Annotated in this window: 20 protein-coding genes and 1 pseudogene; 11 read left to right on the top strand and 10 right to left on the bottom strand. The window is 70.1% G+C overall.

Features of this window, described 5'->3' with window-relative positions:
* Positions 1-244 precede the first annotated feature (244 nt).
* Positions 245-454, top strand: a complete 210-nt coding sequence (locus tag ACWDO5_RS20125; RefSeq protein WP_450531686.1) for a hypothetical protein — start codon at positions 245-247, stop codon at positions 452-454.
* Positions 455-478: 24 nt separating this feature from the next.
* Here the strand turns inward: ACWDO5_RS20125 and ACWDO5_RS20120 are convergent, their stop codons facing one another.
* Positions 479-1,063: a TetR family transcriptional regulator gene (locus tag ACWDO5_RS20120; protein ID WP_450531685.1), complete on the bottom strand. Its 585-nt coding sequence runs from the start codon at positions 1,061-1,063 to the stop codon at positions 479-481.
* Positions 1,064-1,112: 49 nt separating this feature from the next.
* Positions 1,113-2,132 (bottom strand): aldo/keto reductase, encoded by a 1,020-nt coding sequence (locus ACWDO5_RS20115; RefSeq protein WP_450531684.1) that lies wholly within the window; start codon positions 2,130-2,132, stop codon positions 1,113-1,115.
* 298 nt (positions 2,133-2,430) lie between these two features.
* On the opposite strand from ACWDO5_RS20115, the gene ACWDO5_RS20110 reads away from it, so the two are divergent.
* Positions 2,431-2,634 (top strand): DUF6243 family protein, encoded by a 204-nt coding sequence (locus ACWDO5_RS20110; protein ID WP_450531683.1) that lies wholly within the window; start codon positions 2,431-2,433, stop codon positions 2,632-2,634.
* A gap of 74 nt (positions 2,635-2,708) precedes the next feature.
* Here ACWDO5_RS20110 and ACWDO5_RS20105 read toward each other — a convergent pair whose 3' ends face one another.
* On the bottom strand, positions 2,709-4,148 hold the full coding sequence (locus tag ACWDO5_RS20105) for an MFS transporter (RefSeq protein ID WP_450531682.1): 1,440 nt from the start codon (positions 4,146-4,148) through the stop codon (positions 2,709-2,711).
* Positions 4,149-4,249: 101 nt separating this feature from the next.
* Here ACWDO5_RS20105 and ACWDO5_RS20100 point away from each other — a divergent pair, with 101 nt between their 5' ends.
* Positions 4,250-5,110 carry a helix-turn-helix transcriptional regulator gene (locus tag ACWDO5_RS20100; RefSeq protein WP_450531681.1) on the top strand — a complete coding sequence of 287 codons (861 nt, stop codon included), beginning with the start codon at positions 4,250-4,252 and terminating at the stop codon, positions 5,108-5,110.
* A gap of 50 nt (positions 5,111-5,160) precedes the next feature.
* Here the strand turns inward: ACWDO5_RS20100 and ACWDO5_RS20095 are convergent, their stop codons facing one another.
* Positions 5,161-6,615 carry an MFS transporter gene (locus tag ACWDO5_RS20095; protein ID WP_450531680.1) on the bottom strand — a complete coding sequence of 485 codons (1,455 nt, stop codon included), beginning with the start codon at positions 6,613-6,615 and terminating at the stop codon, positions 5,161-5,163.
* 52 nt (positions 6,616-6,667) lie between these two features.
* On the opposite strand from ACWDO5_RS20095, the gene dusB reads away from it, so the two are divergent.
* The 5 genes and pseudogenes from dusB (at position 6,668) to ACWDO5_RS20070 (ending at position 13,782) form a co-directional block, all read left to right on the top strand.
* Positions 6,668-7,813: a tRNA dihydrouridine synthase DusB gene (gene dusB / locus ACWDO5_RS20090; protein WP_450531679.1), complete on the top strand. Its 1,146-nt coding sequence runs from the start codon at positions 6,668-6,670 to the stop codon at positions 7,811-7,813.
* Positions 7,814-8,582: 769 nt separating this feature from the next.
* Positions 8,583-11,291, top strand: a complete 2,709-nt coding sequence (ppdK, locus tag ACWDO5_RS20085) for a pyruvate, phosphate dikinase (RefSeq protein ID WP_450531678.1) — start codon at positions 8,583-8,585, stop codon at positions 11,289-11,291.
* 539 nt (positions 11,292-11,830) lie between these two features.
* On the top strand, positions 11,831-12,823 hold the full coding sequence (locus ACWDO5_RS20080) for an ArsR/SmtB family transcription factor (RefSeq protein WP_450531677.1): 993 nt from the start codon (positions 11,831-11,833) through the stop codon (positions 12,821-12,823).
* An 11-nt stretch (positions 12,824-12,834) separates the two neighbouring features.
* Positions 12,835-13,036 (top strand): annotated as a pseudogene (locus ACWDO5_RS20075) (hemerythrin domain-containing protein); the annotation flags it as partial.
* Between the two features lie 209 nt (positions 13,037-13,245).
* Positions 13,246-13,782, top strand: a complete 537-nt coding sequence (locus ACWDO5_RS20070) for a hypothetical protein (protein ID WP_450531676.1) — start codon at positions 13,246-13,248, stop codon at positions 13,780-13,782.
* A gap of 48 nt (positions 13,783-13,830) precedes the next feature.
* On the opposite strand, the gene ACWDO5_RS20065 is transcribed toward ACWDO5_RS20070, so the two are convergent.
* Entirely contained in the window at positions 13,831-14,988 is a 1,158-nt protein-coding gene (locus ACWDO5_RS20065) for an alkaline phosphatase PhoX (RefSeq protein WP_450531675.1), read from the bottom strand.
* A gap of 230 nt (positions 14,989-15,218) precedes the next feature.
* On the opposite strand from ACWDO5_RS20065, the gene ACWDO5_RS20060 reads away from it, so the two are divergent.
* Positions 15,219-15,407 (top strand): hypothetical protein, encoded by a 189-nt coding sequence (locus ACWDO5_RS20060; RefSeq protein WP_450531674.1) that lies wholly within the window; start codon positions 15,219-15,221, stop codon positions 15,405-15,407.
* A gap of 122 nt (positions 15,408-15,529) precedes the next feature.
* On the opposite strand, the gene ACWDO5_RS20055 is transcribed toward ACWDO5_RS20060, so the two are convergent.
* Entirely contained in the window at positions 15,530-17,440 is a 1,911-nt protein-coding gene (locus tag ACWDO5_RS20055; protein ID WP_450531673.1) for an APC family permease, read from the bottom strand.
* 489 nt (positions 17,441-17,929) lie between these two features.
* Here ACWDO5_RS20055 and ACWDO5_RS20050 point away from each other — a divergent pair, with 489 nt between their 5' ends.
* Complete coding sequence (locus tag ACWDO5_RS20050; RefSeq protein ID WP_450531672.1) at positions 17,930-18,343, top strand: VOC family protein; 414 nt, start codon at positions 17,930-17,932, stop codon at positions 18,341-18,343.
* A gap of 35 nt (positions 18,344-18,378) precedes the next feature.
* Here the strand turns inward: ACWDO5_RS20050 and ACWDO5_RS20045 are convergent, their stop codons facing one another.
* The 4 genes from ACWDO5_RS20045 to ACWDO5_RS20030 are packed head-to-tail and all read right to left on the bottom strand — an operon-like array spanning position 18,379 to position 23,504.
* The gene (locus ACWDO5_RS20045; protein WP_450531671.1) at positions 18,379-19,302 is read right to left on the bottom strand and encodes an oxidoreductase; all 924 of its coding nucleotides are present in this window, start codon (positions 19,300-19,302) and stop codon (positions 18,379-18,381) included.
* Positions 19,303-19,349: 47 nt separating this feature from the next.
* Complete coding sequence (nirD, locus tag ACWDO5_RS20040) at positions 19,350-19,733, bottom strand: nitrite reductase small subunit NirD (RefSeq protein WP_450531670.1); 384 nt, start codon at positions 19,731-19,733, stop codon at positions 19,350-19,352.
* Positions 19,730-22,336 carry a nitrite reductase large subunit NirB gene (nirB, locus tag ACWDO5_RS20035; protein WP_450531669.1) on the bottom strand — a complete coding sequence of 869 codons (2,607 nt, stop codon included), beginning with the start codon at positions 22,334-22,336 and terminating at the stop codon, positions 19,730-19,732. The genes nirD and nirB overlap by 4 nt, the downstream gene beginning before the upstream one ends.
* 1 nt (position 22,337) lies before the next feature.
* On the bottom strand, positions 22,338-23,504 hold the full coding sequence (locus ACWDO5_RS20030) for an NAD(P)/FAD-dependent oxidoreductase (protein ID WP_450531668.1): 1,167 nt from the start codon (positions 23,502-23,504) through the stop codon (positions 22,338-22,340).
* 284 nt (positions 23,505-23,788) lie between these two features.
* Here ACWDO5_RS20030 and ACWDO5_RS20025 point away from each other — a divergent pair, with 284 nt between their 5' ends.
* Positions 23,789-24,595 carry a putative protein N(5)-glutamine methyltransferase gene (locus ACWDO5_RS20025; RefSeq protein ID WP_450531667.1) on the top strand — a complete coding sequence of 269 codons (807 nt, stop codon included), beginning with the start codon at positions 23,789-23,791 and terminating at the stop codon, positions 24,593-24,595.
* Positions 24,596-24,633 lie beyond the last annotated feature (38 nt).

The raw sequence follows: 24,633 nt of genomic DNA, 5'->3' as shown, positions 1-24,633 counted from the left end.
GCCCGCGGACCACGGCGTTGGTCGGCGTTGTTCTGCGGTGGTCTGCGGAGGTCTCGGAGGACCGACAGCCCGGCCGGGCCACCGCCCGGCCGGCCTTTCCATGCCGCCCACGGCTCCCGGAAGGTAGCGCCTGAGCGTCCGTTGAACGCCCGCTGAGCTACGCATGCGGCAACAGCGCGACAAGCGCCTGCTGTTGATGTTGTCCCTGCTGCACACTGGGCGCAGTCGTCACCAGGAGGACACGATGCCGTCCATGACCACCAGCAAGGTCAGCAGATGGGATCAGCACGGCCGCGAACACGTCGTGCACGTACAGAAGTCGGGCATGCAGCGGACGCTGACCTGCGACACCTGCGGCTGGCGCAAGGGGGCTCAGTTCCTGCCCTGGCTCAAGGCCGAGGAACACCTCGTCGAGGCACACCAGGCGACGGTCGACCCGGGCGCGGGGAGCTGAACGCTCTGGCCCGGGCGCCTGGCTTCAGGCGCTCAGGCCGCGCAGCACCAGATCGGCAACCGCCGCGAACTCGCCGTCGATCGTGGGCTTCTGCCACTCCGGCGCATACGCCGGATCATGGAAACGGGCTGTGGCGTCGAACACCGCCTGCGCCGCCACGCTCGGCTCCGTGAACGCGAACTGCTCGGCGCGTACGCCCTCTTCGATGATCTCCCGCAGCTGTTCCACCAGCTCGCGGATGTGCTCCTGCACGACGCCGCTGTTCTCCCCGATCAGCACGCTGTACGTCGCGAACAGCTCCGGATCGTCACCGGCCTTGTGCCGCTTCGCCTCGAACAGCGTCGTCAGCCAGAAGCGCAGCCTCACCGGGGCCGGGTGCTCCGTGCCATTGGTGATCTTCGCCAGCTCCACCACGGTCCGCTCCAGCCAGCGGCTGGTCACCGCCTCGCGCAGCGCCGCCTTCGTACGGAAGTGGCGGTAGACGCTGCCATGGCTGACGCCGAGCGCGCGGGCCACATCCACGACCGTGGCTTTCGCCGGGCCGTAGCGGCGCAGAACATCCTCGGTCGCCTCGAGGATCCGCTCGGGGGTCAGTGCTTCGGGCGTCATCGCGTCTGTGCTGCCTTTCGCTGGACGGAAACCAGACGGTACCGGCCCGTCAGTGCTCGCTGTCCAGGTGGGCCATCTGCGCCGACGGGTAGCGGTCGCCCGCGGCCGAGCCCACCGGGACGGCCCGCTCGATCGCGGCGACGTCGTAGGCGTCCAGGGTGACGTCGAGCGCGCCCAGGGCCTCGGTGAGCCGGTCCCGGCGACGGGCCCCGACGAGCGGCACGATGTCCTCGCCGCGGGAGAGCACCCAGGCGATCGCGGTCTGCGCGACGCTGACGCCCTTCTGCTCGGAGATCTTGCGCAGCTGGTCGACCAGATCCAGATTGTGCTGGAGGTTCTCGCCCTGGAAGCGCGGGCTCATACCGCGGAAGTCGTTGGGCGCGAACTCGCGGTCGCGGGTGAAGTGGCCGCTGATCAGACCGCGGGACAGCACGCCGTATGCCGTGATGCCGATGCCCAGCTCGCGCGTGGTCGGCAGGATCTGCTCCTCGATGCCGCGCGAGATCAGGGAGTACTCGATCTGCAGGTCCGCGATAGGGGCCACGGCCGCGGCCCGGCGGATCGTCTCCGCACCGGCCTCGGAGAGACCGATGTGGCGGACATGACCGGCCTCCACCAGCTCGGTGATCGCGCCGACCGTCTCCTCGATCGGGATGTCGGGGTCGACGCGGGCAATGCGGTAGATGTCGATGTGGTCGGTGCCGAGCCGCTGGAGGGAGTACGCGGCGAAGTTCTTGACCGCGGCGGGCCGGCCGTCATAACCGGCCCAGCGGCCGTCCGGGTCGCGCAGGGCGCCGAACTTGACGCTGGTGAGCGCCTGTTCGCGCAGGGCCGCGGGGGCGGTGCGCAGCGCCTCGTTGATCAGCAGCTCGTTGTGCCCCATGCCGTAGAAGTCGCCGGTGTCGAGAAGCGTGATGCCCGCGTCGAGAGCGGCGTGGATGGTGGCGATGGACTCGGCGCGGTCGGTCTCGCCGTACAGCGCGGACATGCCCATGCAGCCGAGACCGAGTGGGGAGACCTGGGGGCCGGTGGATCCGAGGGGGCGGAGGGGGTGCGGGGTGGAGGTCATGAGGGGGCTCCTGTGGGAGGTCGGTGAGATGACGCATATCAACCATGGCATGACGACTGACAGATTTCAATATCTGTCAGTCGTCATGTGCCATCCGTCATCCGTTGTTCGTCGTCGACGCCCGTCACCTGTCAGCCCACGGGCCCCGCCCGAAATCTGGTATCGCGAGGCCCTCCCGGCGGGGTACCGTCACCTGCATGTCTTCGTTCTTCCAGATCTACGAGTGAGAGGGCGGCGGTTCACTCCCGCCCCCGTCTGACGATTCCCGAGTCACTTCTCACCACGATGGGAGAACCCCGTGGCCAAGAGCCGTAACAACCTCCTCGGCGTGGGCGGACAGCGAAAGAAGCTGTCCCGAGCCGACCAGCAGGGCAACGGTCCCGAGCGCAACGCCGCTCGCAAGGCGGCCGCCGACCAGAAGCAGGAGCTGCTGCGCAAGATGCGCGAGCGCGCCCAGGGCGGCGACAGCTCGCCGGATGCCCCGCAGGAAGACCAGGCCTGATCAAGACCGTGGGCCCGGACCGCGCGATGCGGTCCGGGCCCACGGCCGTGCCCGGGTGCTGTTCAGTCCACCGTTCAGTCCACCGTGCGCGGCAGGCGCAGGCTCAGCAGCACCGTCAGCGCGATCATCGCCAGCTGCACCAGCAGCGTGACGGTCAGCGCCTGGCGCATCCCCGCCGCTGCGGCCAGCGCCAGGAACAGCGAACCCAGTGTGGCCACGCCCAGCGCCAGCGCGGACTGCTGCGTCGTCACCATCACCCCGCTGCCCAGGCCGGCCCGCTCCGTGGGCACTTCGGAGAGCACGATGCGGAAGATGACGGGCAGTTGGAGCCCCTGGCCGAACCCGGCGAGTGCGACGCCCGGCAGCAGTTCCACGAAGCCCAGGTCCGGCCAGCCGCTCCAGACGGCCAGCGTCAGCAGTGCGATGCCCAGGCCCTGCAGCACTCCGCCCACCGTCACGATCCGGGTCCCGTACCGCACGACCAGGCGCGGCCCGGCCAGCGACGCCACGAAGAACGCCAGCGCCATCGGCACCAGCGTCATGCCGGAGGCCACAGCCCCCATCCCGAGTCCCTGCTGCAGCGCCACCGCGATCACGAACATGAAGCCGCCGAAGCCGATCGAGAACGGCAGCACCAGCGCGAGCCCGCGCCGCAGCGAGACCAGCGCGAACAGGCTCGGCGGCACCAGCGGTGTGCGCCCCTGCCGGTCCGCCCGCCGCTCCACCCGGTAGAAGGCGACGGCGGCGACGGGGAAGACCGCCGACGCGACCCAGGTCCACGGCGGCCAGCCCGCGGCCCGTCCCTCCGTCAGCGGCGCCAGCAGCGTCAGCAGGGCCACGGCGAGCAGCACAGTGCCGGGTACGTCGACCGGGGCCGGCCGCTCCGCGCGCGTCCGCGGGACCGAGCGGGCCGCGAGCACCAGGCCGAGCAGCGCCACCGGCACGTTCACCAGGAAGATCGCCCGCCAGCCGGTGCCCCCGATGTCGGCAGCCACCAGCACGCCGCCCAGGATCTGCCCGGCGACCATGGAGAGCCCGGCGGTCGCCCCGTACAGGCCCATCGCCCTGGCCCTGCGCGGTCCGGCCGTCGCCGCCTGGATGGTGGCCAGCACCTGCGGCAGCATCAGCGCGGCCGCCGCGCCCTGCGCCACCCGCGCCCCGACCAGCGTCCAGGCGTCCGGCGCGAGTCCGCAGGCGAGGGAGGTCAGCCCGAAGGCAGCCATGCCGACCAGGAAGAGCCGGCGGCGGCCGTACATGTCCCCGAGCCGGCCGCCGAGGACGAGCAGCACGGCGTACGAGAGCCCGTAGCCGGCGACGACCAGTTCGAGGAGCGCGGGGCCCGCTGCCAGCTCGTGGTCGATGGTCGGCAGGGCGACATTGACGATGAAGAAGTCGATCAGCGGAAGTGCCGCGCCGAGCAGCAGGGTGAACAGCCCGAGCGGGCCGAGGGCCGGTCTGCTCGGGCCGGCGGCGGCCCGGACGGGGACTGAGGGGAGGACACTTGTCTCACTCACGTCCTCGACGATCCTCGACCGCACAGCCTGGTACCAGAGTTTCTTTATCCTGGTACAAGCGGTACCTGGCAACGGTGTGGGGCGTTCGGCATCCTGGGAGTATGACGACGATGGTGCAGGAGCCCGACGTACGAAGGCATGAGCTGGCGGGTTTTCTCCGCAGCCGTCGCGAGCGCATCACTCCCGAGCAGGTCGGCCTGGAGCGCGGCCGCCGCCGGCGCACCCCCGGTCTGCGCCGCGAGGAGGTCGCCCACCTCTCGGCCGTCGGCGTCACCTGGTACACCTGGCTGGAACAGGCCAGGGACATCCAGGTCTCCCCGCAGGTCCTCGACGCCATCGCCCGCGCCCTGCTGCTCGACCCGAGCGAGCGCACCCATCTCTTCGCGCTGGCAGGCGCCGCCGACCCGGCGCCCGGCACGCCCTGTCCGTCCGTGACCCCGGCGCTGCGGCAGATGCTGAGGCAGCTCGAACCGATCCCGGCGTGCATCCAGAACAGCCGGTACGACATCCTCGCCTACAACCGCACCTACGGACGGCTGTTCTGCGAGCTCGACGCTGTGCCGCCCGAGGACCGCAACTGCATGATCCTGGCCTTCACCAATGACGAGTGGCGGGCGGCGGCAGCCGATCTGAGGGACGTCCACCGGAACGTGGCCGCGAGGTTCCGCGCCTCAATGGCCGAGCATCTCGCGGAGCCCGCCTGGAAGGCGCTACTCGGCCGGCTGGAGACGGTCTCGCCGGAGTTCCGGGAGGTGTGGGCGCGCCATGAGGTCGTCGACCAGAGCGGCAGGACGAAGTACGTCCGCAACGCCCATGTCGGCCTGCTGCACCTCGAGCACAACAACCTCTGGCTCGGGCCCACCGCCGGTCCCCGCCTGGTCAGTTACGTACCTCTCGACGACGACTCCCGCGAGGGCCTGGAGAAGCTTCAGGCGCTCGCGGTCGCCGACGTCAGCCCGTGAACCTCCGCCCGGAGCCGGCATCGGCGACGTCGGGCCGGGCTCGGTGCCGGTTATGCCGCCGCTGTGGACGGTGACTGGTCCAGGTCCCGCACTTCCAGGCGGTCCGCTGTGCGCCGTGCCGTCGCCTGTGCCCAGGCGCCGCTGGTCAGCGCGCCGACCACGAGGATGCACAGGCCGCATCCGGCGAGGACCCACCAGGCGGGGCGGCTCGCGGCGACGAAGCCTTGCGCGTACGAGGTGGACGAGACCCCCGAGGCCAGTACGGCTCCGATGACGGCGACGCCGAGGGTCTGCCCGATCTGCCGGCTGGTGGAGGCGACGGCGGCAGCGACCCCGGCCTGGGCGCGGGGCATGCCGGAGACGGCGGTGTTGGTGATCGGCGTGTTCACCATGCCGAAGCCGAGGCCGAACAGGACGTATCCGGCGAAGAGCAGCGCATCGGAGGTCTCGGCCTCATAGGCGGCGAACAGCACGCCGGTCGCGGCCATGGCGATGCCTGCGATCAGCAGGGGGAGACGGGGGCCGCGGCTGCCGACGAGCCGCCCTGCCAGGGGTGCGCAGACGAGGGTCATGGCGGCCATCGGCAGCATGTAGAGCCCTGCGTCCAGGGCGGACAGGCCGCGGACGTCCTGCAGATAGAGCGTGTTGAGGAAGAGGAACCCGCCGAGCGAGGCGAAGGCGCAGACCGCGATGACGGTGGCCCCGCTGAACGGCGCGCTGCGGAAGAAGCGCAGATCGATCAGCGGTTCGGCGCGCCTCGGCTCGTACAGCAGCAGTCCTGCGAGCGAGAGGGCCGCGAGCGCGCTGAAGCCCAGGATGAGGGGCGAGGTCCAGCCGGCCGACGGCGCCTCGATGATCGCGTACGTGAGCGAGCCGAGGAGCGCGATGACCAGCAGCTGCCCGACGGGGTCGGGGCGGCGCGCTTTCGGAGCGCGGGACTCGGGGACGTAGCGCCAGGTCAGCAGCGCTGCAGCGAGGCCGATGGGCAGATTGAGCCAGAAGATCGAGCGCCAGCCGATGGTGTCCACAAGAACTCCGCCGACGAGGGGCCCCGCGGCCATGGAGATACCGACGACACCGCCCCACACACCGATGGCGCGAGCGCGCTCGCGCGGGTCGGTGAAGGTGTTGGCGATGATCGACATCGCGACCGGGTTGAGCATGGAGCCGCCGACTGCCTGCACCATCCGGAAGGCGACGAGCGATTCGAGGTTGGGGGCGAGGGAGCAGAGCAGCGAGCCGATGGTGAACAGCGCGAGTCCGGCCTGGAATACCCTGCGCCGGCCGATCCGGTCGGCGGTGGAGCCGGCGAGCATCAGCAGCGAGGCCAGGACCAGGGTGTATGCGTCGAGCGTCCACTGCATGCCGGAGACGGAGGCGTCCAGCTCCTTGCGCATGGAGGGCAGGGCGACATTGAGGACGGTGTTGTCGAGACTGACGATCAGCAGGCTCATACAGCAGATCGCCAGGATGAGCAGTTGCCGCCGGTGTGTGAGCTCGGGCATACGCGGATAGTACGGCTGACCAACGCCTCCGGCAGTGCGCGACAATAGGCGAATGACCCCGCTCGCCCCGTCCTCGATGCTCAAGATCGGCCCGCACGCCGTGCAGCCCCCGGTGGTGCTCGCGCCCATGGCCGGCATCACGAACGCGCCCTTCCGCACCCTCTGCCGTGAGTTTTCCGGCGGCAAGGGGCTGTTCGTCAGCGAGATGATCACGACGAGGGCGCTGGTCGAGCGCAATGAGAAGACCATGCAGCTCATCCACTTCGACGCGACCGAGACGCCCCGGTCCATCCAGCTGTACGGAGTGGATCCGGCGACCGTGGGCAAGGCCGTCCGCATGATCGTGGAAGAGAATCTGGCCGACCACATCGACCTGAACTTCGGCTGCCCGGTCCCCAAGGTGACGCGCAAGGGCGGCGGCTCGGCCCTGCCGTACAAGCGGCCGCTGCTGCGCGCGATCCTGAACGAGGCGGTCACGGGCGCGGGGGATCTGCCGGTGACGATGAAGATGCGCAAGGGCATCGACGACGACCACATCACCTATCTCGACGCGGGCCGGATCGCGGTCGAGGAGGGTGTGACGGCAATTGCGCTGCATGGGCGTACGGCGGCGCAGCACTACGGCGGCACGGCGGACTGGGACGCGATCGCGCGGCTGAAGGAGCACGTTCCGGAGATCCCGGTGCTCGGCAACGGCGACATCTGGTCGGCGGACGACGCGCTGCGGATGGTGCGCGAGACGGGGTGCGACGGGGTGGTTGTGGGGCGCGGGTGCCTGGGGCGGCCGTGGCTGTTCGGCGATCTGGTGGCGGCGTTCGAGGGCAGTGACGCCTATGCGACGCCGACGCTCAAGGAGGTCGCGGCCGTCATGCGGCGGCATGCGGAGCTGCTGGGGGAGTGGATCGGCGACGAGGCGCGCGGCGTGATCGACTTCCGCAAGCATGTGGCCTGGTATCTGAAGGGCTTCTCGGTGGGCTCTCAGATGCGCAAGAAGCTGGCGATCACGTCGTCGCTGGCGGAACTGGACGCTCTTCTGGGCGAGTTGGACCTCGACCAGCCGTGGCCGGCGGGCGCGGACGGGCCGCGGGGGCGTACGTCGGGGAACAACCGGGTGGTCCTGCCGGACGGCTGGCTGAAGGACCCGTACGACTGCGCGGGCGTGAGCGCGGAGGCGGAACTGGACACGTCGGGCGGCTGACGTGTGGACCGGGTCCGCCCGGTGGGCCGGTTCGTCCTCAAACTCCCCCAGACTTCGTCCGGGGGACCCCCGCGGGCTTGATTTAAAGCCCCGTCCGGCGTTCGAGGTCCGGGGCGGAGCCCCGGGCAAGCGGCCGGGGCCACCCTTGTAGCCCGCTCATCTGATGCAGTCGGCACCCGCGGAAGACGCGGATCAGGTGGCCCTGAGTGCCACCCTCGGTGTCGAGGGTCGCGTCGGCCTGCCTGTCGTCCTCGTTCACGCTCTCGGCCGCCGACACCGTACGGACGAAGCCGCCCCCTGTCCCTGCCGGAGGCCGCGGGGTCTTCGACAAGAGCCTGGACGGGACGTGGATCTCGATGTGCTGAGCCGGTGTGTTGCGGCGTACTGCGCGGGTCCGGATGATGGGACAGGAAGCTCGTTGGTCGCGTGATTCTCGCCACCCTTGATAGGGGTGGCGCTCAGATGAGCAAAATGGGGACGACTGCACCTCTCGGAAGAGTGGCACGCAGTGCCATCCTGTTGGGTTTATTCGGTCGAGCGGCTCGTCGCCGTGGGTGCTGAAACCTGCGGCAGCTGTCACCTTGCGTATCGATGGCTTCGAGTCTTGAAAACACGCTGAAGCTCCATCTAATCGCCATTTACTTTCGATCTGGTGGCGGAGGAGTGGTTACAGCCGTATGACCGCCAGGTGGACGTACCCAGAAGCCTTCGATCTGGGTATGTTCCTCGCCGTCAGGGCAGCCACCGAGTCCTCGAGGAGTCGAGACCCGTGTCGGAAAACAAAGATCAGAAGTTCGTCTACGACTTCACCGAAGGCAACAGGGACCTCAAGGGCCTGCTCGGCGGCAAGGGCGCGAACCTTGCCGAGATGACCAATCTCGGGCTGCCCGTCCCCCCGGGCTTCACGATCACCACTGAGGCGTGCAAGGTCTACCTCGACAGTGGCGAGGAGCCCGCGGCACTGCGTGACGAGGTCAGCTCCCACCTCGACGCCCTCGAGCAGACGGTGGGGAAGAAGCTCGGCCAGGCCGACGACCCCCTTCTCGTATCCGTACGTTCAGGCGCCAAGTTCTCCATGCCGGGCATGATGGACACCGTCCTCAACATCGGCCTCTCCGACGCCTCGGTGGCCGGGCTCGCGCAGCAGGCCGGCGACGAGCGCTTCGCGTGGGACTCGTACCGCCGCCTCATCCAGATGTTCGGCAAGACCGTGCTGGGCGTCGACGGCGACCTCTTCGAGGAGGCGCTCGAGGAGGCCAAGGCCGCCAAGAAGGTCACCGTCGACACCGACCTCGACGCCGCCGACCTGAAGAAGCTGGTCAAGCAGTTCAAGAAGATCGTCTCCCGCGAGGCGGGCCGCGACTTCCCGCAGGACCCGCGCGAGCAGATGGACCTCGCGATCCGGTCGGTCTTCGAGTCATGGAACACCGACCGCGCCAAGCTCTACCGCCGCCAGGAGCGCATCCCCGGCGACCTCGGCACGGCCGTCAACATCTGCTCCATGGTCTTCGGCAACCTCGGCCCCGACTCCGGCACCGGCGTCGCCTTCACTCGCGACCCCGCCAGCGGCCACCAGGGCGTCTACGGCGACTACTTGCAGAACGCGCAGGGCGAGGACGTCGTCGCGGGCATCCGCAACACGGTGCCGCTCGCCGAGCTGGAGTCGATCGACAAGAAGTCGTACGACCAGCTGATGCAGATCATGGAGACGCTCGAGACGCACTACAAGGACCTGTGCGACATCGAGTTCACCATCGAGCGCGGACAGCTGTGGATGCTGCAGACCCGGGTCGGCAAGCGCACCGCCGGAGCCGCCTTCCGTATCGCCACCCAGCTCGTCGACCAGGGCCTGATCGACGAGGCCGAGGCGCTCCAGCGCGTCAACGGCGCACAGCTCGCGCAGCTGATGTTCCCCCGCTTCGACGACCGGGCGAAGACCCAGCTGCTCGGCCGCGGCATCGCCGCATCGCCCGGCGCGGCCGTCGGCAAGGCCGTCTTCGACTCGTACACCGCGGTCAAGTGGTCGCGTTCCGGCGAGAAGGTCATCCTCATCCGCCGTGAGACCAACCCCGACGACCTGGACGGCATGATCGCCGCCGAGGGCATCCTGACCTCCCGCGGCGGCAAGACCTCGCACGCCGCCGTCGTCGCCCGCGGCATGGGCAAGACCTGTGTCTGCGGCGCCGAGGAGCTCGAGGTCGACACCAAGCGGCGCCGGCTCACCGTGAACGGGACCGTCATCGAGGAGGGCGACGTCGTCTCCGTCGACGGCTCCACCGGCAAGGTCTACCTCGGTGAGGTGCCGGTCGTGCCGTCCCCGGTCGTCGAGTACTTCGAGGGCCGGATGCACGCGGGCGCCGACGACGCCGACGAACTGGTCGCCGCCGTGCACCGGATCATGGCCTACGCGGACCGAGTACGCCGCCTTCGCGTACGGGCGAACGCCGACAACGCCGAGGACGCGCTGCGCGCACGGCGGTTCGGCGCGCAGGGCATCGGCCTGTGCCGCACCGAGCACATGTTCCTCGGAGAGCGCCGCGAGATGGTCGAGAAGCTGATCCTCGCCGACACCGACGACGAGCGTGAGCAGGCACTGGACGCGCTGCTGCCGCTGCAGAGGAAGGACTTCATCGAGCTGTTCGAGGCGATGGACGGGCTGCCCGTCACCGTCCGGCTGCTCGACCCGCCGCTGCACGAGTTCTTGCCCGACATCACCGAGCTTTCGGTACGGGTCGCCCTCGCCGAGGCCCGCAAGGACCACAACGAGAACGACCTGCGACTGCTGCAGGCCGTGCACAAGCTCCATGAGCAGAACCCGATGCTGGGCCTGCGCGGTGTACGTCTCGGTCTGGTCATCCCCGGTCTGTTCGCCATGCAGGTACGGGCGATCGCCGAGGCCGCGGCCGCGCGCAAGAGCGCCAAGGGCGACCCGCGGCCAGAGATCATGATCCCGCTGGTGGGCACCGTTCAGGAGCTGGAGATCGTCCGCGAGGAGGCCGACCGGGTCATCGCCGAGGTGCAGGCAGCCACCGGCACCGACCTCAGGCTGACCATCGGCACGATGATCGAGCTGCCGCGCGCCGCGCTGACGGCAGGTCAGATCGCCGAGGCCGCACAGTTCTTCTCGTTCGGCACGAATGACCTCACCCAGACCGTGTGGGGCTTCTCCCGCGACGACGTGGAGGCTTCGTTCTTCACGGCGTACCTGGAGAAGGGCATCTTCGGGGTCTCCCCGTTCGAGACCATCGACAAGGACGGCGTCGGCTCACTCGTCCGCAGCGCGGTCGAGGCCGGCCGGGCCACCCGCCCCGACCTGAAGCTGGGCGTGTGCGGCGAGCACGGCGGCGACCCCGAGTCGGTGCACTTCTTCCACGAGGTGGGTCTGGACTACGTGTCCTGCTCGCCGTTCCGCATCCCGGTGGCGCGCCTGGAGGCCGGCCGCGCGGCGGCCGAGTCGAAGGGGAGCGACTCCCGATAAGACGCCGGAGCCGCCGCCGGGGTCTGGGGGTTCGCCCCCAGTCGGTACCCCGACCCTCACCGATCCGGTGGCGGCTCCGGAACACGAAAGGGAAGGGGCGGGCGCCTTGTGCGGGGCGCCCGCCCGTTCCATGTCTTCTTACGGACTTCCGGAAGAATCCATATTGATGCAATGTCCCTGTTGAATTCCGGACCGTTGTCCGCCGGGCCGTTTCCGGCAATCGAATTCCTGCCATTCGCTACGCAAAACAATGGGCGGGGCGCGGCCTGCGGATCCCCATCCGCCGACCGCGCCCCATTACCCGTGCCGGACAGGGAGCCGCACCTTCTGTCGCCCGCCGCCGGTCGTGCAAAGCCCCCCACGGTCTTCGCACGTCCATCGGTGACTGAAGGATTCCTGCCCGACGTCGTACAGCCTTTCGGTTGCCACCCACCCCTCGCGAGGCGTTTCAACTGTGGCTGAAACACCGTGGTAACGTCCTGTGATGGTGTGCATACTCAGTGATCGGGGCGATTGCGGATGCAACATGTGGGGGTTCGGTGCTGCGTATCCATTTCACCGGGGACGACCTAGCCGGGGTGCGGATGGCGGTCCGGCCGGATGTGTTGTGGGAAACGATTCTCAGCTTTCACCGATTGCGGGAGCGGCGCCGCGCGCTCGTGTTCGGGGAATGGCGCTCGGAAACGCGCGCCCGGTTGAATGGTGAAGCACGCCTGCTTGCCCCGCTGGTTCCGCCACGGGGGTATTTCCCGGACTTTCTCACGCCTCCCGAAGGGGCCGGCGGGCTGGATGCGGGGCTGGAGGCGCTGCGGGCGACGCCGCCCGGACGGCTGCACTCCGAGCTGGCCCTGGCGGCCGCGGGACGGGGCGGCGGGACGGTGCTGCCGGGCCGGCTCGCCGCGCTCGCCGAAGGCGGGCCCGGGCCACTCGCCCGGCTCGTATTAGTCCTGCGCAGCTACTGCCGCGGCGCCATCGAGCCGTACTGGCCGCACATCCAGGCCAGGGTCGAGGCGGACCGTGCCGTACGCGGCCGGGCACTGCTCGACGGCGGCGCGGGCGAACTGCTCGCCTCACTGCCGCCGGTGCTGCGCTGGCGGGCGCCGGTGCTGGAGGCCGACTATCCCGTGGACCGCGAACTGCGCCTGGACGGTCGGGGGTTGCTGCTTCAGCCGTCGTTCTTCTGCCGCGGCACCCCGGTGGTCTACCGTGACGCCGCGCTCCCGCCGGTCCTGGTCTACCCCGCCGTCCACAGCTGCGCACCCGCCTTCAGCGAGACGGGCGGCCCCTCGCTCGGCCGTCTCGTCGGTCACACCCGCTCGGCCGTCCTGCAGGCCATCCGCTTCGGCTGTACGACCAGTGAACTCGCCCGCAGGGCAGGGGTGTCGCTCGCCTCCGCCAGCCAGCACGCGGCGGTCCTGCGCGAGGCGGGCCTGGTGGTGACACTGCGCCACGGCAACGCCGTACTGCACACCCTCACTCCGCTGGGCGCCGCCCTGCTGCGCGGCGGCGCCACTGCGGAGGCCGCGGGCTAGGCCAGGGATGGCTGTTCCCCGTGCTGCGGCAGGCCTGCACGCCCGAAATGCCGGTGGAGCCGGGTGACAAGATCCGCCGGGCCAAGGCGGTGGCTCCCACCCGGCCGCACCCCTCCGCGCCGGACAAGCCACCCGCCAACAAGCTCCCGGCTCCCGGCGCCGGGCTCGTGGACCGCGTGCGTGACTTTCGTCACCGGCCGCGGCAAGTCCTGACCGAATTGAGGGAGTGAGGCCGTGGCCGCACGGCCACGGCCTGCGTGGCCGTGGGCGGCGACGGGCACCCCGGCTGTGACGTACGTCCTGTTGCCGCTCAGGCGGCCGTCTTACGCTTACCTGCCACGCGCGCCCCGGCCCGCGAGTGCTCGCGACCGGATCGCACAGGTAGCAGAACCATGGCGGGCTCGTGTAAAGGACGGTCCACCATGCCCAGTGATCTCTCGCCAGTCATAGCTGCCTCCACTCGCTGGCTGCTGTCGGCATTCCCGCCGGCAGTCGGCCCGCTGAACGACGCCCTGGCCGAGGCCCAGGCATGGCAGGCGGCCACCATCGCCGCCGCCCTCCGCTACCCCACCGTGCTGGATGCCGAACTGCTGAACCTGCTCGGCCCCGGCGGCTCCGACCGGCTGGACTCCGTCACCGGCGCCGATGCCCAGCCGCTGGAGGGAGCCGAACACGCATGGCGCACCCGGGTGGACGAAACCGTCGTCAGCTGGGCGGCCTGCCTGCTGGCCGACGAAGATCTCGCCGCCGTGGCAGCGGCCTGCCTGGCCGCAACCCACCACGGCGCGGACAGTGTGGGCGTTGCGCGTCGGCTGACAATTCCCAGCCCTCGCGATCACCGGGCGGCGCCGCTGCTGCGCCACCCGGACCTTCTCAGCCCGATCGCAGACCTCCATCGCGAGACACTGCTCGCCCTCCTCGATACCGACCCGGCCACCAGCTCACCCGAGCGAACGTAACCACGAAGCCCGCATACCAGGATGGCCGTCGCAGCAGGCACTCACTGGCTAGGCGCGGAAGGGACCGGTCACCTCGTAGGTGATGCCGCCGGACGAGGAGCCGCTCGTACCGCGCTGGCTGGAGAAGTACAGCCGCCTGCCGTCGGGCGAGAACGCCGGCCCGGTGATCTCCGAGCCGGACTGGCCGTTGATGCGCAGGAACGGCGCGACGACATCGTCCGGGGTGATGATGCAGATCTCCATGTTGCCGCCGTCCTCGGCGACGAACAGGTCGCCCGAGGAGGCGCCGGTGACATTGTCGACGCCGGTCAGCGGCGCGCTGCCGGACACCAGCGAGTCGTCGTAGGCCAGTTCGTAGGTGCTGTTCGTCAGGTTCAGCTGCCAGACGCGGTTGTCGCCCTTGGAGGTGAACCACACCTTGTCGTCGGCGTAGTAGCAGCCCTCGCCGCCGTTGAACTTCTTGGCGGCCAGGACCTGGCTACGGGTCGCGGTCGGAGAGCCGTCCGGGTCGGGCACGTTCGCCCAGCCGAAGCTGCCGGAGGTGGCGGTGCCGGCCGTGAGCACCTGGAGCGTGCCGGCGGAGAGGTTTCCCCAGGTGGTGGGGATGAACCGGTACAGGCAGCCGTTGGTCTCGTCCTCGGTCAGATAGACCACCTTGCGCACCGGGTCGGCGGCGGCCGCCTCATGCTTGAACTTGCCCATCGCGTCCCGGCGGACGGCGGCCTTCACACCCCACGGGTCGGTCTCGTAGACGTAGCCGAGGCTGACCTCCTCACAGGACAGCCAGGTGTTCCACGGCGTCTTTCCGCCCGCGCAGTTCTGCCGGGTGCCGGACAGGATGCGGTACGCGCCGGTGATCGCGCCGGTCGAGGAGAACTTGACGGCGCTCGCGCCGCCCGACGGGCTGATCTCCGAGTTGGAGACATAGATCCAGCCGGTGCCGTCGGCGTAGCAGGCGCCGCCGTCCGGCGCGCTGTGCCAGGTGTAGGACGTGCCGGAGACCGCCTGACCGGAGCGGGCGATCACCCGGCTGCTGAACCCGCCCGGCAGCAGAATGCCGTTGCCGTCGGCCGTACCGAGTGCGCCGTAGGGTCCGGGGCCCGGCTGGGCGGGGGCCGCGAGGGCCGCCCCGCGCCACAGGGTGCCGCCGAGGGCGGCGGCCGAGGTGCCGATGACCGCTCCACGCAGGAAACTGCGACGTTCCACTTGTCACTCCAGGGTGGTCGTGACCGCCCCGTGGCACCGGCCGGCGCCGCGGGGTCGCGCGCTTCCGGAACCTAAGAGTGCCGAATTGACTGTACGTCAACAAGAGATGACGCCCAGCGGTCGAGTCCGCGGGCTCCCGGCCGTCCGGCACCGTCACCGGGGTGTCCCGAACCGATCGGGCGTACGGTCAGGGTATGCCCGTTACGTGGTTTGTGCCTGGATCAAGCGGAATGTCGGTGCACACGGCCGACGAGGAGCGCCGCACCGACAGCGAAGAGGAAGGCCGGTATACGTACGAGATCCACAGCAGCGGTGCCCTGCTCATCTGGGTGAAGCGGGGCAGCGAACCCGACATGCTTCACATCGCGTACGGGCCGGGCGCATGGATCTCCGTGAGCGGCACCAACAGAGCCCTGTAGCCGGCGCGTTGACCCCTCAGTGGTCCGAGTCCGAGAGCGTGATCGCCCCCACCGGGTGAACACGACCGGCGCGGTCGGCGCGCACTGGTCCCCGTTGATGCACGCCAACCTTCGGCACGCCGTCAGAAACGGCTGACGGTCTTCCCGAGGCGGAATCGCAGCCGGCAGATCACCGCATCCGTGTCCCTGCGTACCGCATGCGCCAGCACCGCACCCCGCTGGTTCTGCAGCAGGCGCTGCCACAGCCGGTCCGGCTCCACCTCGGGGATCAGCACCGTGACCCGCGTCCTCGGGTGGTACTTGTGCACCTTGCTTACGTACTCCGAGACCGGTCGGCCAACTGTGCGGTGCTCCGAGTCCAGCTCCACCAGTTCCACGCCCGGGTTCCACAGCTGCCAGTCGCGGCGCAGCGCGGCCAGCGCCTCGCGGTCCTCCTCGTCCGGGTGCGTCACGGTCACCGCCCGCACCTCGTCGCCCAGCGACACGGCCACGTTCACCGCCTCGTAGGTCAGCCGGGACAGGTTCGACACCGGGACGATGACAAGGGAGCGGTCGCGGTGCGGGGCATCGGGTACCCGGCCGAGGCCGAGGCGCGCGCCGATCTGCCCGTACGCCCTGTGTATCCGCTCGAAGACCAGCACCAGCGCGGGCAGGGCGACCACGATCAGCCACGCCCCCTCATTGAACTTGGTGGCGGTGACGACGACGGCGGAGACGCCGGTGAGCACCGCACCGAAGCCGTTGAGCGCCGCCTTCCAAAGCCATCCCGTGGACCGCGCGGCGCGCCAGTGGATCACCATGCCGGTCTGGCAGATGGTGAAGCCGACGAACACGCCGATCGCGAAGAGCGGCACCAGGGTGTTCGTATTGCCGCCGGAGAAGACGAGCAGCAGCGCGGCGACGGCGGCGAGTGCAAGCACGCCGTGCCGGTGGACCTCGCGGTCGGCCTTGAGGCGGAAGACATGCGGCAGGTAGTTGTCGCGGGCGAGCAGCGACATCAGCACCGGCAGTCCGCCGAAGGACGTGTTGGCGGCAAGCGCCAGCAGGACGACGGTCGCGAACTGAACTACGAAGAAAGCCCAGTTGTGGCCGAGGGAGGCGTCCGCCAGCTGGGCGAGGACGGTGACGCCCTCGACCGGCTGGAGGTGGAAACGGCCGATGAGGACGGCCAGGCCGATCAGCATCGCGCCGAGCAGGCCGCCGAGCGCGACCTCGGTGCGCTGGGCGCGCTTGGCGGCCGGGGAGCGGAAGGCCGGTACGGCGTTGGCGATGGCCTCGACTCCGGTCAGGGCCGAGCAGCCGGAGGCGAAGGCCTTCAGCAGCAGCAGGGCACCGACCGTGGTCGCGTTCTCGCTCAGTACGGAGGCGTGGCCCGCGGCCGCCTCGGTGGAGGCAGGGGCCGCACGCAGGAGACCCACGACGATCATCGCCAGGATCGAGCCGACGAAGATCGCGGTGGGCACGATGAAGGCCTTCGCCGAGTTGACGATGCCGCGCAGATTGACGGCCGTGACCAGCACCAGAACGCCCAGGCAGAGGACCAGCCGGTCGTTGTAGAGAGCCGGGAAGGCGGAGGTGAGGGCGGCGACGCCGGCGGTGACGGAAACCGCGACGTTCAGGACGTAGTCGAGGACCAGCGAGGCCGCGGCGACCAGGGCGGTACGGCGGCCCAGATGGGTCCTGGCGACGGTGTACGAACCGCCGCCGTTCGGGAACGCGGCAATGACCTGGCGGTACGAGGCGACGAGCACCGCGAGCAGGGCGGCGATGCCGAGCGTGACGGGCAGCGTGAAGCCGAGCCCGATGCCGCCGGCGGCAGCCAGTACGAGAACGATCGCCTCGGGGCCGTACGCCACCGATGCCATCGCGTCCAGCGAGAGCGCGGCAAGGCCCTGGAGGGCGGTGAGCCGGTGCCGGTCGCCGGACAGCACCGTGGGCGGCGCGGTCGCGGGGGCGACCGCCTCGGTATCGGGCGGCTCCGCCGCGGCGGCCTTTCCTTCGGGCCCGCCGGGAGGCGTGGAGAGAACGGTCATCGTGCGAGGCACCTCCGGTTGTGGAATCCCCAGCGTGAGGGCGCGTTTTTCGCCAGGCGCATTCCCTTGTCACGTTCTTGTCGCCTGCCCTGGCCGTCTTCACGCGATATTGACGCCGGGCGTGAAGAACCCATCAGCGCATCGGCCACGGTGCAGACGCGCGCCCGCGCGCGGCTTACCGTCCGGCCATGGGACGCGACAGCCAGGACGGCGGGGCAGCCAACGAGAGAGACGACGGGGCGGACGGCGAGGGTGTGCCCGCCGTGCGTGCGAGTGCGGGCTGCTGCGGACCCGGGCGGCGGTGCTCCAGGGCCTCGCCGAGCGGATCGAGGAGGACGAGGCGCGTGCCGTGTTCAAGGCGTCCGGCCTGGCGTGACGGGACCTTGGCGAATATCTCCTCGGGCGAGCGATGAGTCTCGCGCCGACCCGGGGTCTACCCCCTGGAACGGCAACACCACAGCACGCCGATGAGAGAGAAGAGAAACGGCCATGTCCCAGCTGATCTTCGTCAACCTGTCGGTGAAGGACCTCGAGACCACCAAGGCGTTCTGGAGCAAGCTCGGCTACTCCTTCAACGACCAGTTCAGTGACGAGACGACGGCCTGTCTGGTCATCAGCGACACCATCTTCGCCATGCTCATCACCGAGCCGCGGTTCAAGGAATTCACCAAGAAGGACATCGCGGACGCGGCCACCTCCACCGAGGTCATCATCGCCCTGAGCGCCGAGAACCGAGAGAAGGTCGACGAGCTGGCCGACACGGCCCTCGCCTCCGGCGGCACCCCGGCCAACGACCCCCTGGACTACGGCTACATGTACGGGCGCTCCTTCCAGGACCCCGACAACCATCTGTGGGAAGTCATCTGGATGGACGTGGAGGCGGCGGCCGAGGGCCAGTCCTGACCCCCGGCCGCGGAGACCCGGCCGCGGAGAGGGCCTCAGGCCTTGAGGTCCTCGTACGTCACCGACGTGAGCTGCTCGGACGCCACCCAGAGCCGCTCGCCCGCCGCATCGTTGCGCGTCCACTTCGCTCGCTGCGACGGCGCGGGCGCACCGCGCCAGCCAAGCTTCGGCCCGATGAAAGAGTCCGGCCGCACGCCCGGCGCGGTGGCCGCGTACAGCGTCGGCAGCGCGCCCGACTCGGCGGACTGCGCGATGATCCGGTTGCCGACCCGCATGAAACGTTCGGTTGCCTTCTTGCCCTCCAGCCGCGCGCCCGCGGTCTGCAGATTGGTGTCCGCATAGCCCGGATGGACAGCGGCCGCGACGACGTCGGAGCCCGCCGCGGTCAGCCGCCTGGCCAGCTCGTGCACAAAGAGCAGGTTCGCCGTTTTGGAGCGGGAGTAGGCGATCCAACGGCGGTAGTGACGCTCACTGTTGAGATCGCCCATGTCGACGTTGGCCAGGATGTGCATGAAGCTGGACACGCTCACCACCCGCGCGCCCGGGGTGTCGAGCAGCTTCGGCAGCAGCAGCCCGGTCAGCGCGAAATGCCCGAGGTGGTTGACGCCGAACTGCGTCTCGAAGCCGTCGGCCGTCTTTCCGTACGGCAGGGCCATCACGCCGGCGTTGTTTATCAGTAGGTCGAGGCTCTCGTACGGGTAGCTTGCCGCGAACTCCCGTACGGAGGACAGTTCCGCCAGGTCCAGCGGTCTGAACTCCACGTGAGCGCCGGGGACTTCACGTGCTATGTGCTCCTGTGCCCGCTTACCGCGGGCCTCGCTGCGGCACGCGAGAATCACTCGCGCGCCGCGGCGGGCCAGCTCCCGGGCAGTGACCAGTCCGATGCCGCTGTTGGCTCCGGTGACCACGGCGGTACGTCCGCCCTGGTCAGGTATGTCGCTCGTGTTCCAGCCCGACATGGCTGAACTCCTAGCTAGGAAACCTTGGCTGTCCAGCCTACGAACGATCAGGCAGCGGAGCCACTGCCAACGGCCAGGTCCGTGCTCAGCCGTACCTCGTACGCCGTCACCGACACCGACTCGTCGTCCAGACAGCCCCCGCTCCCCAGATCGAACCGCTGTTTGAGTAGCGGCGACGCCACGAACGGCCGGCCGGCCGAGGAACCGACGAGCCCCCGGGACAGGACCTGCGCCCCGCTGAAGGGGTCCCGGTTGTCGATGGCGTACGGCCTGCCCTCGCGGTCCAGGAACACCGCGACCTGGCGGCCGTCGGGCAACAGTGCCGCGACCCCGCGACCGCGGGTGAGGAGGGACAGCGCGCAGAGCGCGAACCATCCTTCGTCCAGCCGGAGTTGGACCTGTGTATCCGTCTTCTCAGGGGCGATTGTCATCGGGCGCCGGCACCTTCCAGGGTGAGAAGCGTGAGATCGGGCTTGACCTGGTCACGCTCGGGCACGAACTTCACCGTCGGGTCCGGGGCTTGGGGCGCGTTCACGAAGGAGACGAAGCGGCGCAGCCGCTCCGGGTCGTGGATGGTCTGCGCCCACTCGTCGCGGTAGCCCGCGACATGGTCCGCCATCATCGATTCGAGCTCCGCGCAGATGCCCAGTGAGTCGTGGACGACCACATCCCGTACATGGCCGAGCCCGCCCTCGATCCGCTCCAGCCAGGTGGAGGTGCGCTCGAGCCGGTCGGCGGTGCGGATGTAGAACATCAGGAACCGGTCGATGAGCCGGACCAGTTCCGCGTCGGACAGGTCCTGCGCGAGCAGATCCGCATGGCGCGGGGTCGCGCCGCCGTTGCCGCCGACGTACAGATTCCAGCCACTCGCCGTCGCGATCACGCCGAAGTCCTTGGACTGGGCCTCCGCGCACTCCCGCGCGCACCCCGATACCGCCGACTTGAGCTTGTGCGGGGAGCGCAGCCCCCGGTAGCGGAGCTCCAGATCGATGGCCATCCGCACCGAGTCCTGCACGCCGTAGCGGCACCACGTCTGCCCCACGCAGGACTTCACGGTGCGCAGCGCCTTGCCGTACGCATGCCCGGACTCGAAGCCCGCCTCCACCAATCGCGCCCAGATCTGCGGAAGTTGTTCGACACGCGCGCCGAACATGTCGATCCGCTGGCCGCCCGTGATCTTCGTGTAGAGCCCGAAGTCGCGGGCCACCTCGCCGATCACGATCAGCTTCTCGGGAGTGATCTCGCCGCCAGGAATGCGCGGCACGATCGAGTACGAACCGTTCCGCTGGATATTGGCGAGAAAGTGGTCGTTGGTGTCCTGGAGTGCGGCCTGCTCGCCGTCCAGAACATAGCCGTCCGCGCCGATCGTCGGCGCCAGCGAGGCGATGATCGAGGCGACAGTCGGCTTGCAGATCTCACAGCCGTCGCCGCCCCGGGCCGCCTCACGTCCGTGCGCGTCGAGCAGGGTGGCGTACGAGGTGATGCGCAGTGCCTGCACGATCTCGTACAACTCCTGGCGGGTCTGGCCGAAGCAGCCGCACAGCCCCTTGTCGACCTCGCCGCCCGAGGCCTCCAGCTCGGCATTGACCAGCTGGCCGAGCACCTTGACGCAACTGCCGCAGCTCGTACCGGCCTTGGTGCACTTCTTCACCTCGGGCACGGTCGTGCAGGAGTGCTCGGTGACCGCGCCGCGGATCGTGCCCTTGGTGACGTTGTGGCAGGAGCAGATGACCGCGTCGTCGGGCAGCGCGGCCGGGCCGAGCGCGGCCGGCGCGCCGATCCCCGCGGGCAGTACGAGCTGTTCGGGCGCGAGCGGTGGTACGGAGCCGGTGAGCGGGCGCAGCACGCCGTACGAATCGGCGTCACCGACCAGTACGCCGCCGAGCAGCTCGCCCTCCTGGCCGATGACCAGCTTCTTGTAGACCCCGGAGCGGGAGTCGGAGTACACGACGTCCAGGCAGCCGTCCGCCGCTCCGTGCGCGTCGCCGAAGGACGCCACGTCCACGCCGAGCAGCTTGAGCTTGGTCGACATGTCAGCGCCGGTGAAGGCCCTGATCTCGCCCTCGCCCTTGCCATCGACTTCGGCCGCCAGCGTGGCGGCCGCCGTCTCGGCCATCGCGTAGCCGGGTGCGACCAGCCCGTACACCCGGCCGTCCGATGCCAGCGCGCACTCGCCGATCGCGAACACGGACGGGTCCGAAGTCCGGCACTGCTCGTCGACCACGATGCCGCCGCGCTCGCCCACGTCCAGGCCGGCCGCGCGGGCGAGCTGGTCCCTGGGCCGTACGCCCGCGGAGAAGACGACCAGATCGGTCGCCAGGACCGAACCGTCCGACAGGGTCATGCCGTTGACCGCACCCGTCGCGTTGACGGTGACCTCCTGGGTGCCCGTGCCCGTGTGGACGGTCAGCCCCATCCGCTCGACGGTGCGCAGCAGCGCGGCGCCGCCGCCGTCGTCCACCTGCACCGGCATCAGCCGGGGCGCGAACTCCACGATGTGCGTCTGGAGACCCAGCCCCTTGAGCGCGCCCGCCGCCTCCAGACCGAGCAGCCCGCCGCCGACGACCGCGCCGGTGCGGGCCGTTTTGGCGTACTCCTCGATCGCCAGCAGATCCTCGATCGTGCGGTAGACGAAACAGCCCTCGGCGTCCTTGTTCGGCACCGGCGGCACGAAGGGGTACGAGCCGGTGGCGAGAACGAGCGCGTCGTACGCGAACGTGCGCCCGGCGCGCGAGGTGACCGTGCGCGCGGCCCTGTCGACGGTCTCGGCCGGATCGTCGAGATGCAGCTCGATGCCGTGGCACTCGATGAAGTCGCCCTCGACGAGGGAGAGTTCGTCGGGCGTACGGCCGGAGAAGTACGAGGTCAGCCGGACCCGGTCGTAGGCGGGGCGGGCCTCCTCGCACAGCACGACGATCCGCGCCCGCCCGGCCACACCGCGCTGCGCGAGGGCTTCGAGGAACCGCTGGCCGACCATCCCGTGGCCGACGACCACGATGGTGGGAGCCGTGGTGGTAGTCGAGGGAGTGGACATCTCAAGCGCCTCCAAGCAGGTGGAACAGCGGGGTGGAGGGGAGCGGCTCGTCGCCCTCCCAGGTGCGGGCCAGCTCGCCGACGGTGCGCAGGTCGCCGAGCAGCACCCCGCCGACGAGCCGGTCCCCGCGGACGACGACCTTGCGGTACGCGCCGCGGGTGGCGTCGGCGAGCTGGACGACGTCGTCGCCGGGGCGGGGGGTCGGATCGCCGAACGCGGCGAGATCGAGCGGGCCGGGACCCGACAGGGTGAGGCGGGTCAGCGCGCGGGTGCCGGTGTAGCGGGCGGCGACGCCGGTGAGCACGGAGGCCAGGACGTCCGCCTGTTCCAGCGCGGGGCCCGCCAGGCCGTGGACGACGCCCGCGTGTTCCGCGCAGTCGCCGATGGCGTGGATGTACGGGTCGGATGTGCGCAGCTCGTCGTCGACGACGATGCCGTGGCGGACCTCCAGACCGGCGTCGCGCGCCAGCCCGGCCCGGGGACGTACCCCGCAGGCGAGCACGACCAGCTCGGAGTCGAGGACGTACCCGTCGGCGAGCTCGACGGACGTACCGCGAAGTCCCCTTACCCGGCACTCCGTGTGGATCTCCACCCCGATCGCTTCGAGATGGGCGCGCAGCAACTTCGATGCGGAGGTGTCCAGTTGGCGCTCCATGAGGTGCTCGCCCTGCTGGGCCAGCACCACCCGGGCGCCGCGTTCGGCCAGCGCGCGGGCCGCGGAGACGCCGAGCAGTCCGCCGCCGACGACGACCGCGCTGATGCCGGGGCGTACGGCCTCGGACAGCGCGAGGCAGTCGTCCAGCGTACGGAAGGGATGCACCCCGTCCGGGAGCCCGTCGCCGATCCCGCGCAGGGGCGGCAGCACCGGGTTGGAACCGGTCGCCAGCACCAGCCGGTCGTACGCCACCGATGTGCCGTCCGCACAGTGCACAAGACGCCGGGCCCGGTCGATCTGACTCGCCCGCAAGCCACGCCGTACCGGAACCTCGGGCAGGGCGATGACCTCGGGGCCGTACCGCCCGGCGAGGACCTCCGCGAGCAGCACCCTGTTGTACGGGGCGTGCGGCTCCTCGCCGAGAACGGTGACACAGGCGCCCGCGTAGCCGAGCCGGCGCGCCAGCTGTGCGCCCGCCGTCCCGCCGCCGATCACCACGATCTCTGAAGCCATGCCCGAAGCCTCCGGCTTCGGTGTTACCCGGCAGGTGCTCGTCTGTTTCCCGCGCGGAACGCTGCCCTCAGCGTGCCCGGGGCGGGTGTGTGAGGGGCCGGGACGCGCGCGCCCGCCGCCCGCCCCGCTCAGGTAGTGTTGCGGTCTCCAGCAGTGGACCGTCCCAGGAGGTGAGACCCATTACCGCAAGTGCAGGCTGGGTGCTCTCATCTCACGGCCGCGCGGTCAACCCGACATAGGTGACCGCCCCGCGGGAGCGCCCTCAGGCTTCCCGAAAGGCTTCCATGTCGGCTTCACCGTCACTCCTTCCTCTCTCCGCCATCGTCACCAGGCTCCGCGCCGCCGGCTGTGTATTCGCCGAGGACGAGGCGCGACTGCTCATCTCCACGGCCCTCACGCCGTCCGAACTCGCCGCCATGGTGGACCGGCGGGTCGCCGGGCTGCCCCTTGAACACGTCCTCGGGTGGGCCGAGTTCTGCGGTCTGCGGGTGGTCGTCGAGCCCGAGGTCTTCGTGCCTCGCCGGCGCACCGAGTTCCTCGTGGCGCAGGCTGCCGGGCTCGCCGGGCCGGGGGCTGTCGTCGTCGATCTGTGCTGCGGTTCCGGTGCGGTGGGCGTCGCGCTGGCGGCGGCGTTGGAGGGGGCCCACCTGTACGCCGCCGATGTCGACCCGGCCGCGGTGCGGTGCGCCCGGCGCAATGTCGGGGCCGTCGGGGGGCAGGTGTATGAGGGCGACCTCTTCGAGCCGTTGCCCGCCGCGCTGCGGGGCCGGGTCGATGTGCTCGCCGCGAATGTGCCGTACGTACCGACAGAGGAGGTCGAGCTGCTGCCCCCGGAGGCGCGCGAATTCGAGCCGCGGGTGGCGCTCGACGGGGGTGCGGACGGGCTTGACGTGCTGCGGCGGGTGGCCGGTGAGGCGCCGCGGTGGCTGGCGCCCGGCGGGCGCCTGCTCGTCGAGACGAGCGAGCGGCAGGCGCCGCGGGCCGTCGAGGCCTTCGCCCGCGGCGGGCTGGTGCCGCAGGTGGCTGTTTCCGAGGAGCTGTACGCCACCGTCGTCATCGGAACCAGGCCCGCGGAACCCTCTCGGGACTGATCCGCGGTCCGGGGCCCCGCCGCCCGCCCCCGGACCTC

It is taken from the genome of Streptomyces sp. NPDC000880, assembly GCF_053599675.1.
The sequence above is the reverse complement of the archived record's forward strand: the minus strand, read 5'-3'. Positions and strand labels throughout refer to the sequence as shown.

Excerpts from the sequence above, each read along its gene's own strand:
- ACWDO5_RS20045 (WP_450531671.1), bottom strand. The coding sequence starts at position 19,302 with ATGTCGGGCTGGAACACGAGCGACATACCTGACCAGGGCGGACGTACC.
- ACWDO5_RS20030 (WP_450531668.1), bottom strand. The coding sequence starts at position 23,504 with ATGGCTTCAGAGATCGTGGTGATCGGCGGCGGGACGGCGGGCGCACAG.
- ACWDO5_RS20025 (WP_450531667.1), top strand. The coding sequence starts at position 23,789 with ATGTCGGCTTCACCGTCACTCCTTCCTCTCTCCGCCATCGTCACCAGG.
- nirB (WP_450531669.1), bottom strand. The coding sequence starts at position 22,336 with ATGTCCACTCCCTCGACTACCACCACGGCTCCCACCATCGTGGTCGTC.
- ACWDO5_RS20070 (WP_450531676.1), top strand. The coding sequence starts at position 13,246 with ATGCCCAGTGATCTCTCGCCAGTCATAGCTGCCTCCACTCGCTGGCTG.
- ACWDO5_RS20050 (WP_450531672.1), top strand. The coding sequence starts at position 17,930 with ATGTCCCAGCTGATCTTCGTCAACCTGTCGGTGAAGGACCTCGAGACC.
- dusB (WP_450531679.1), top strand. The coding sequence starts at position 6,668 with ATGACCCCGCTCGCCCCGTCCTCGATGCTCAAGATCGGCCCGCACGCC.
- nirD (WP_450531670.1), bottom strand. The coding sequence starts at position 19,733 with ATGACAATCGCCCCTGAGAAGACGGATACACAGGTCCAACTCCGGCTG.
- ACWDO5_RS20120 (WP_450531685.1), bottom strand. The coding sequence starts at position 1,063 with ATGACGCCCGAAGCACTGACCCCCGAGCGGATCCTCGAGGCGACCGAG.
- ACWDO5_RS20060 (WP_450531674.1), top strand. The coding sequence starts at position 15,219 with ATGTCGGTGCACACGGCCGACGAGGAGCGCCGCACCGACAGCGAAGAG.
- ACWDO5_RS20100 (WP_450531681.1), top strand. The coding sequence starts at position 4,250 with ATGACGACGATGGTGCAGGAGCCCGACGTACGAAGGCATGAGCTGGCG.
- ACWDO5_RS20095 (WP_450531680.1), bottom strand. The coding sequence starts at position 6,615 with ATGCCCGAGCTCACACACCGGCGGCAACTGCTCATCCTGGCGATCTGC.
- ACWDO5_RS20125 (WP_450531686.1), top strand. The coding sequence starts at position 245 with ATGCCGTCCATGACCACCAGCAAGGTCAGCAGATGGGATCAGCACGGC.
- ACWDO5_RS20115 (WP_450531684.1), bottom strand. The coding sequence starts at position 2,132 with ATGACCTCCACCCCGCACCCCCTCCGCCCCCTCGGATCCACCGGCCCC.
- ACWDO5_RS20055 (WP_450531673.1), bottom strand. The coding sequence starts at position 17,440 with ATGACCGTTCTCTCCACGCCTCCCGGCGGGCCCGAAGGAAAGGCCGCC.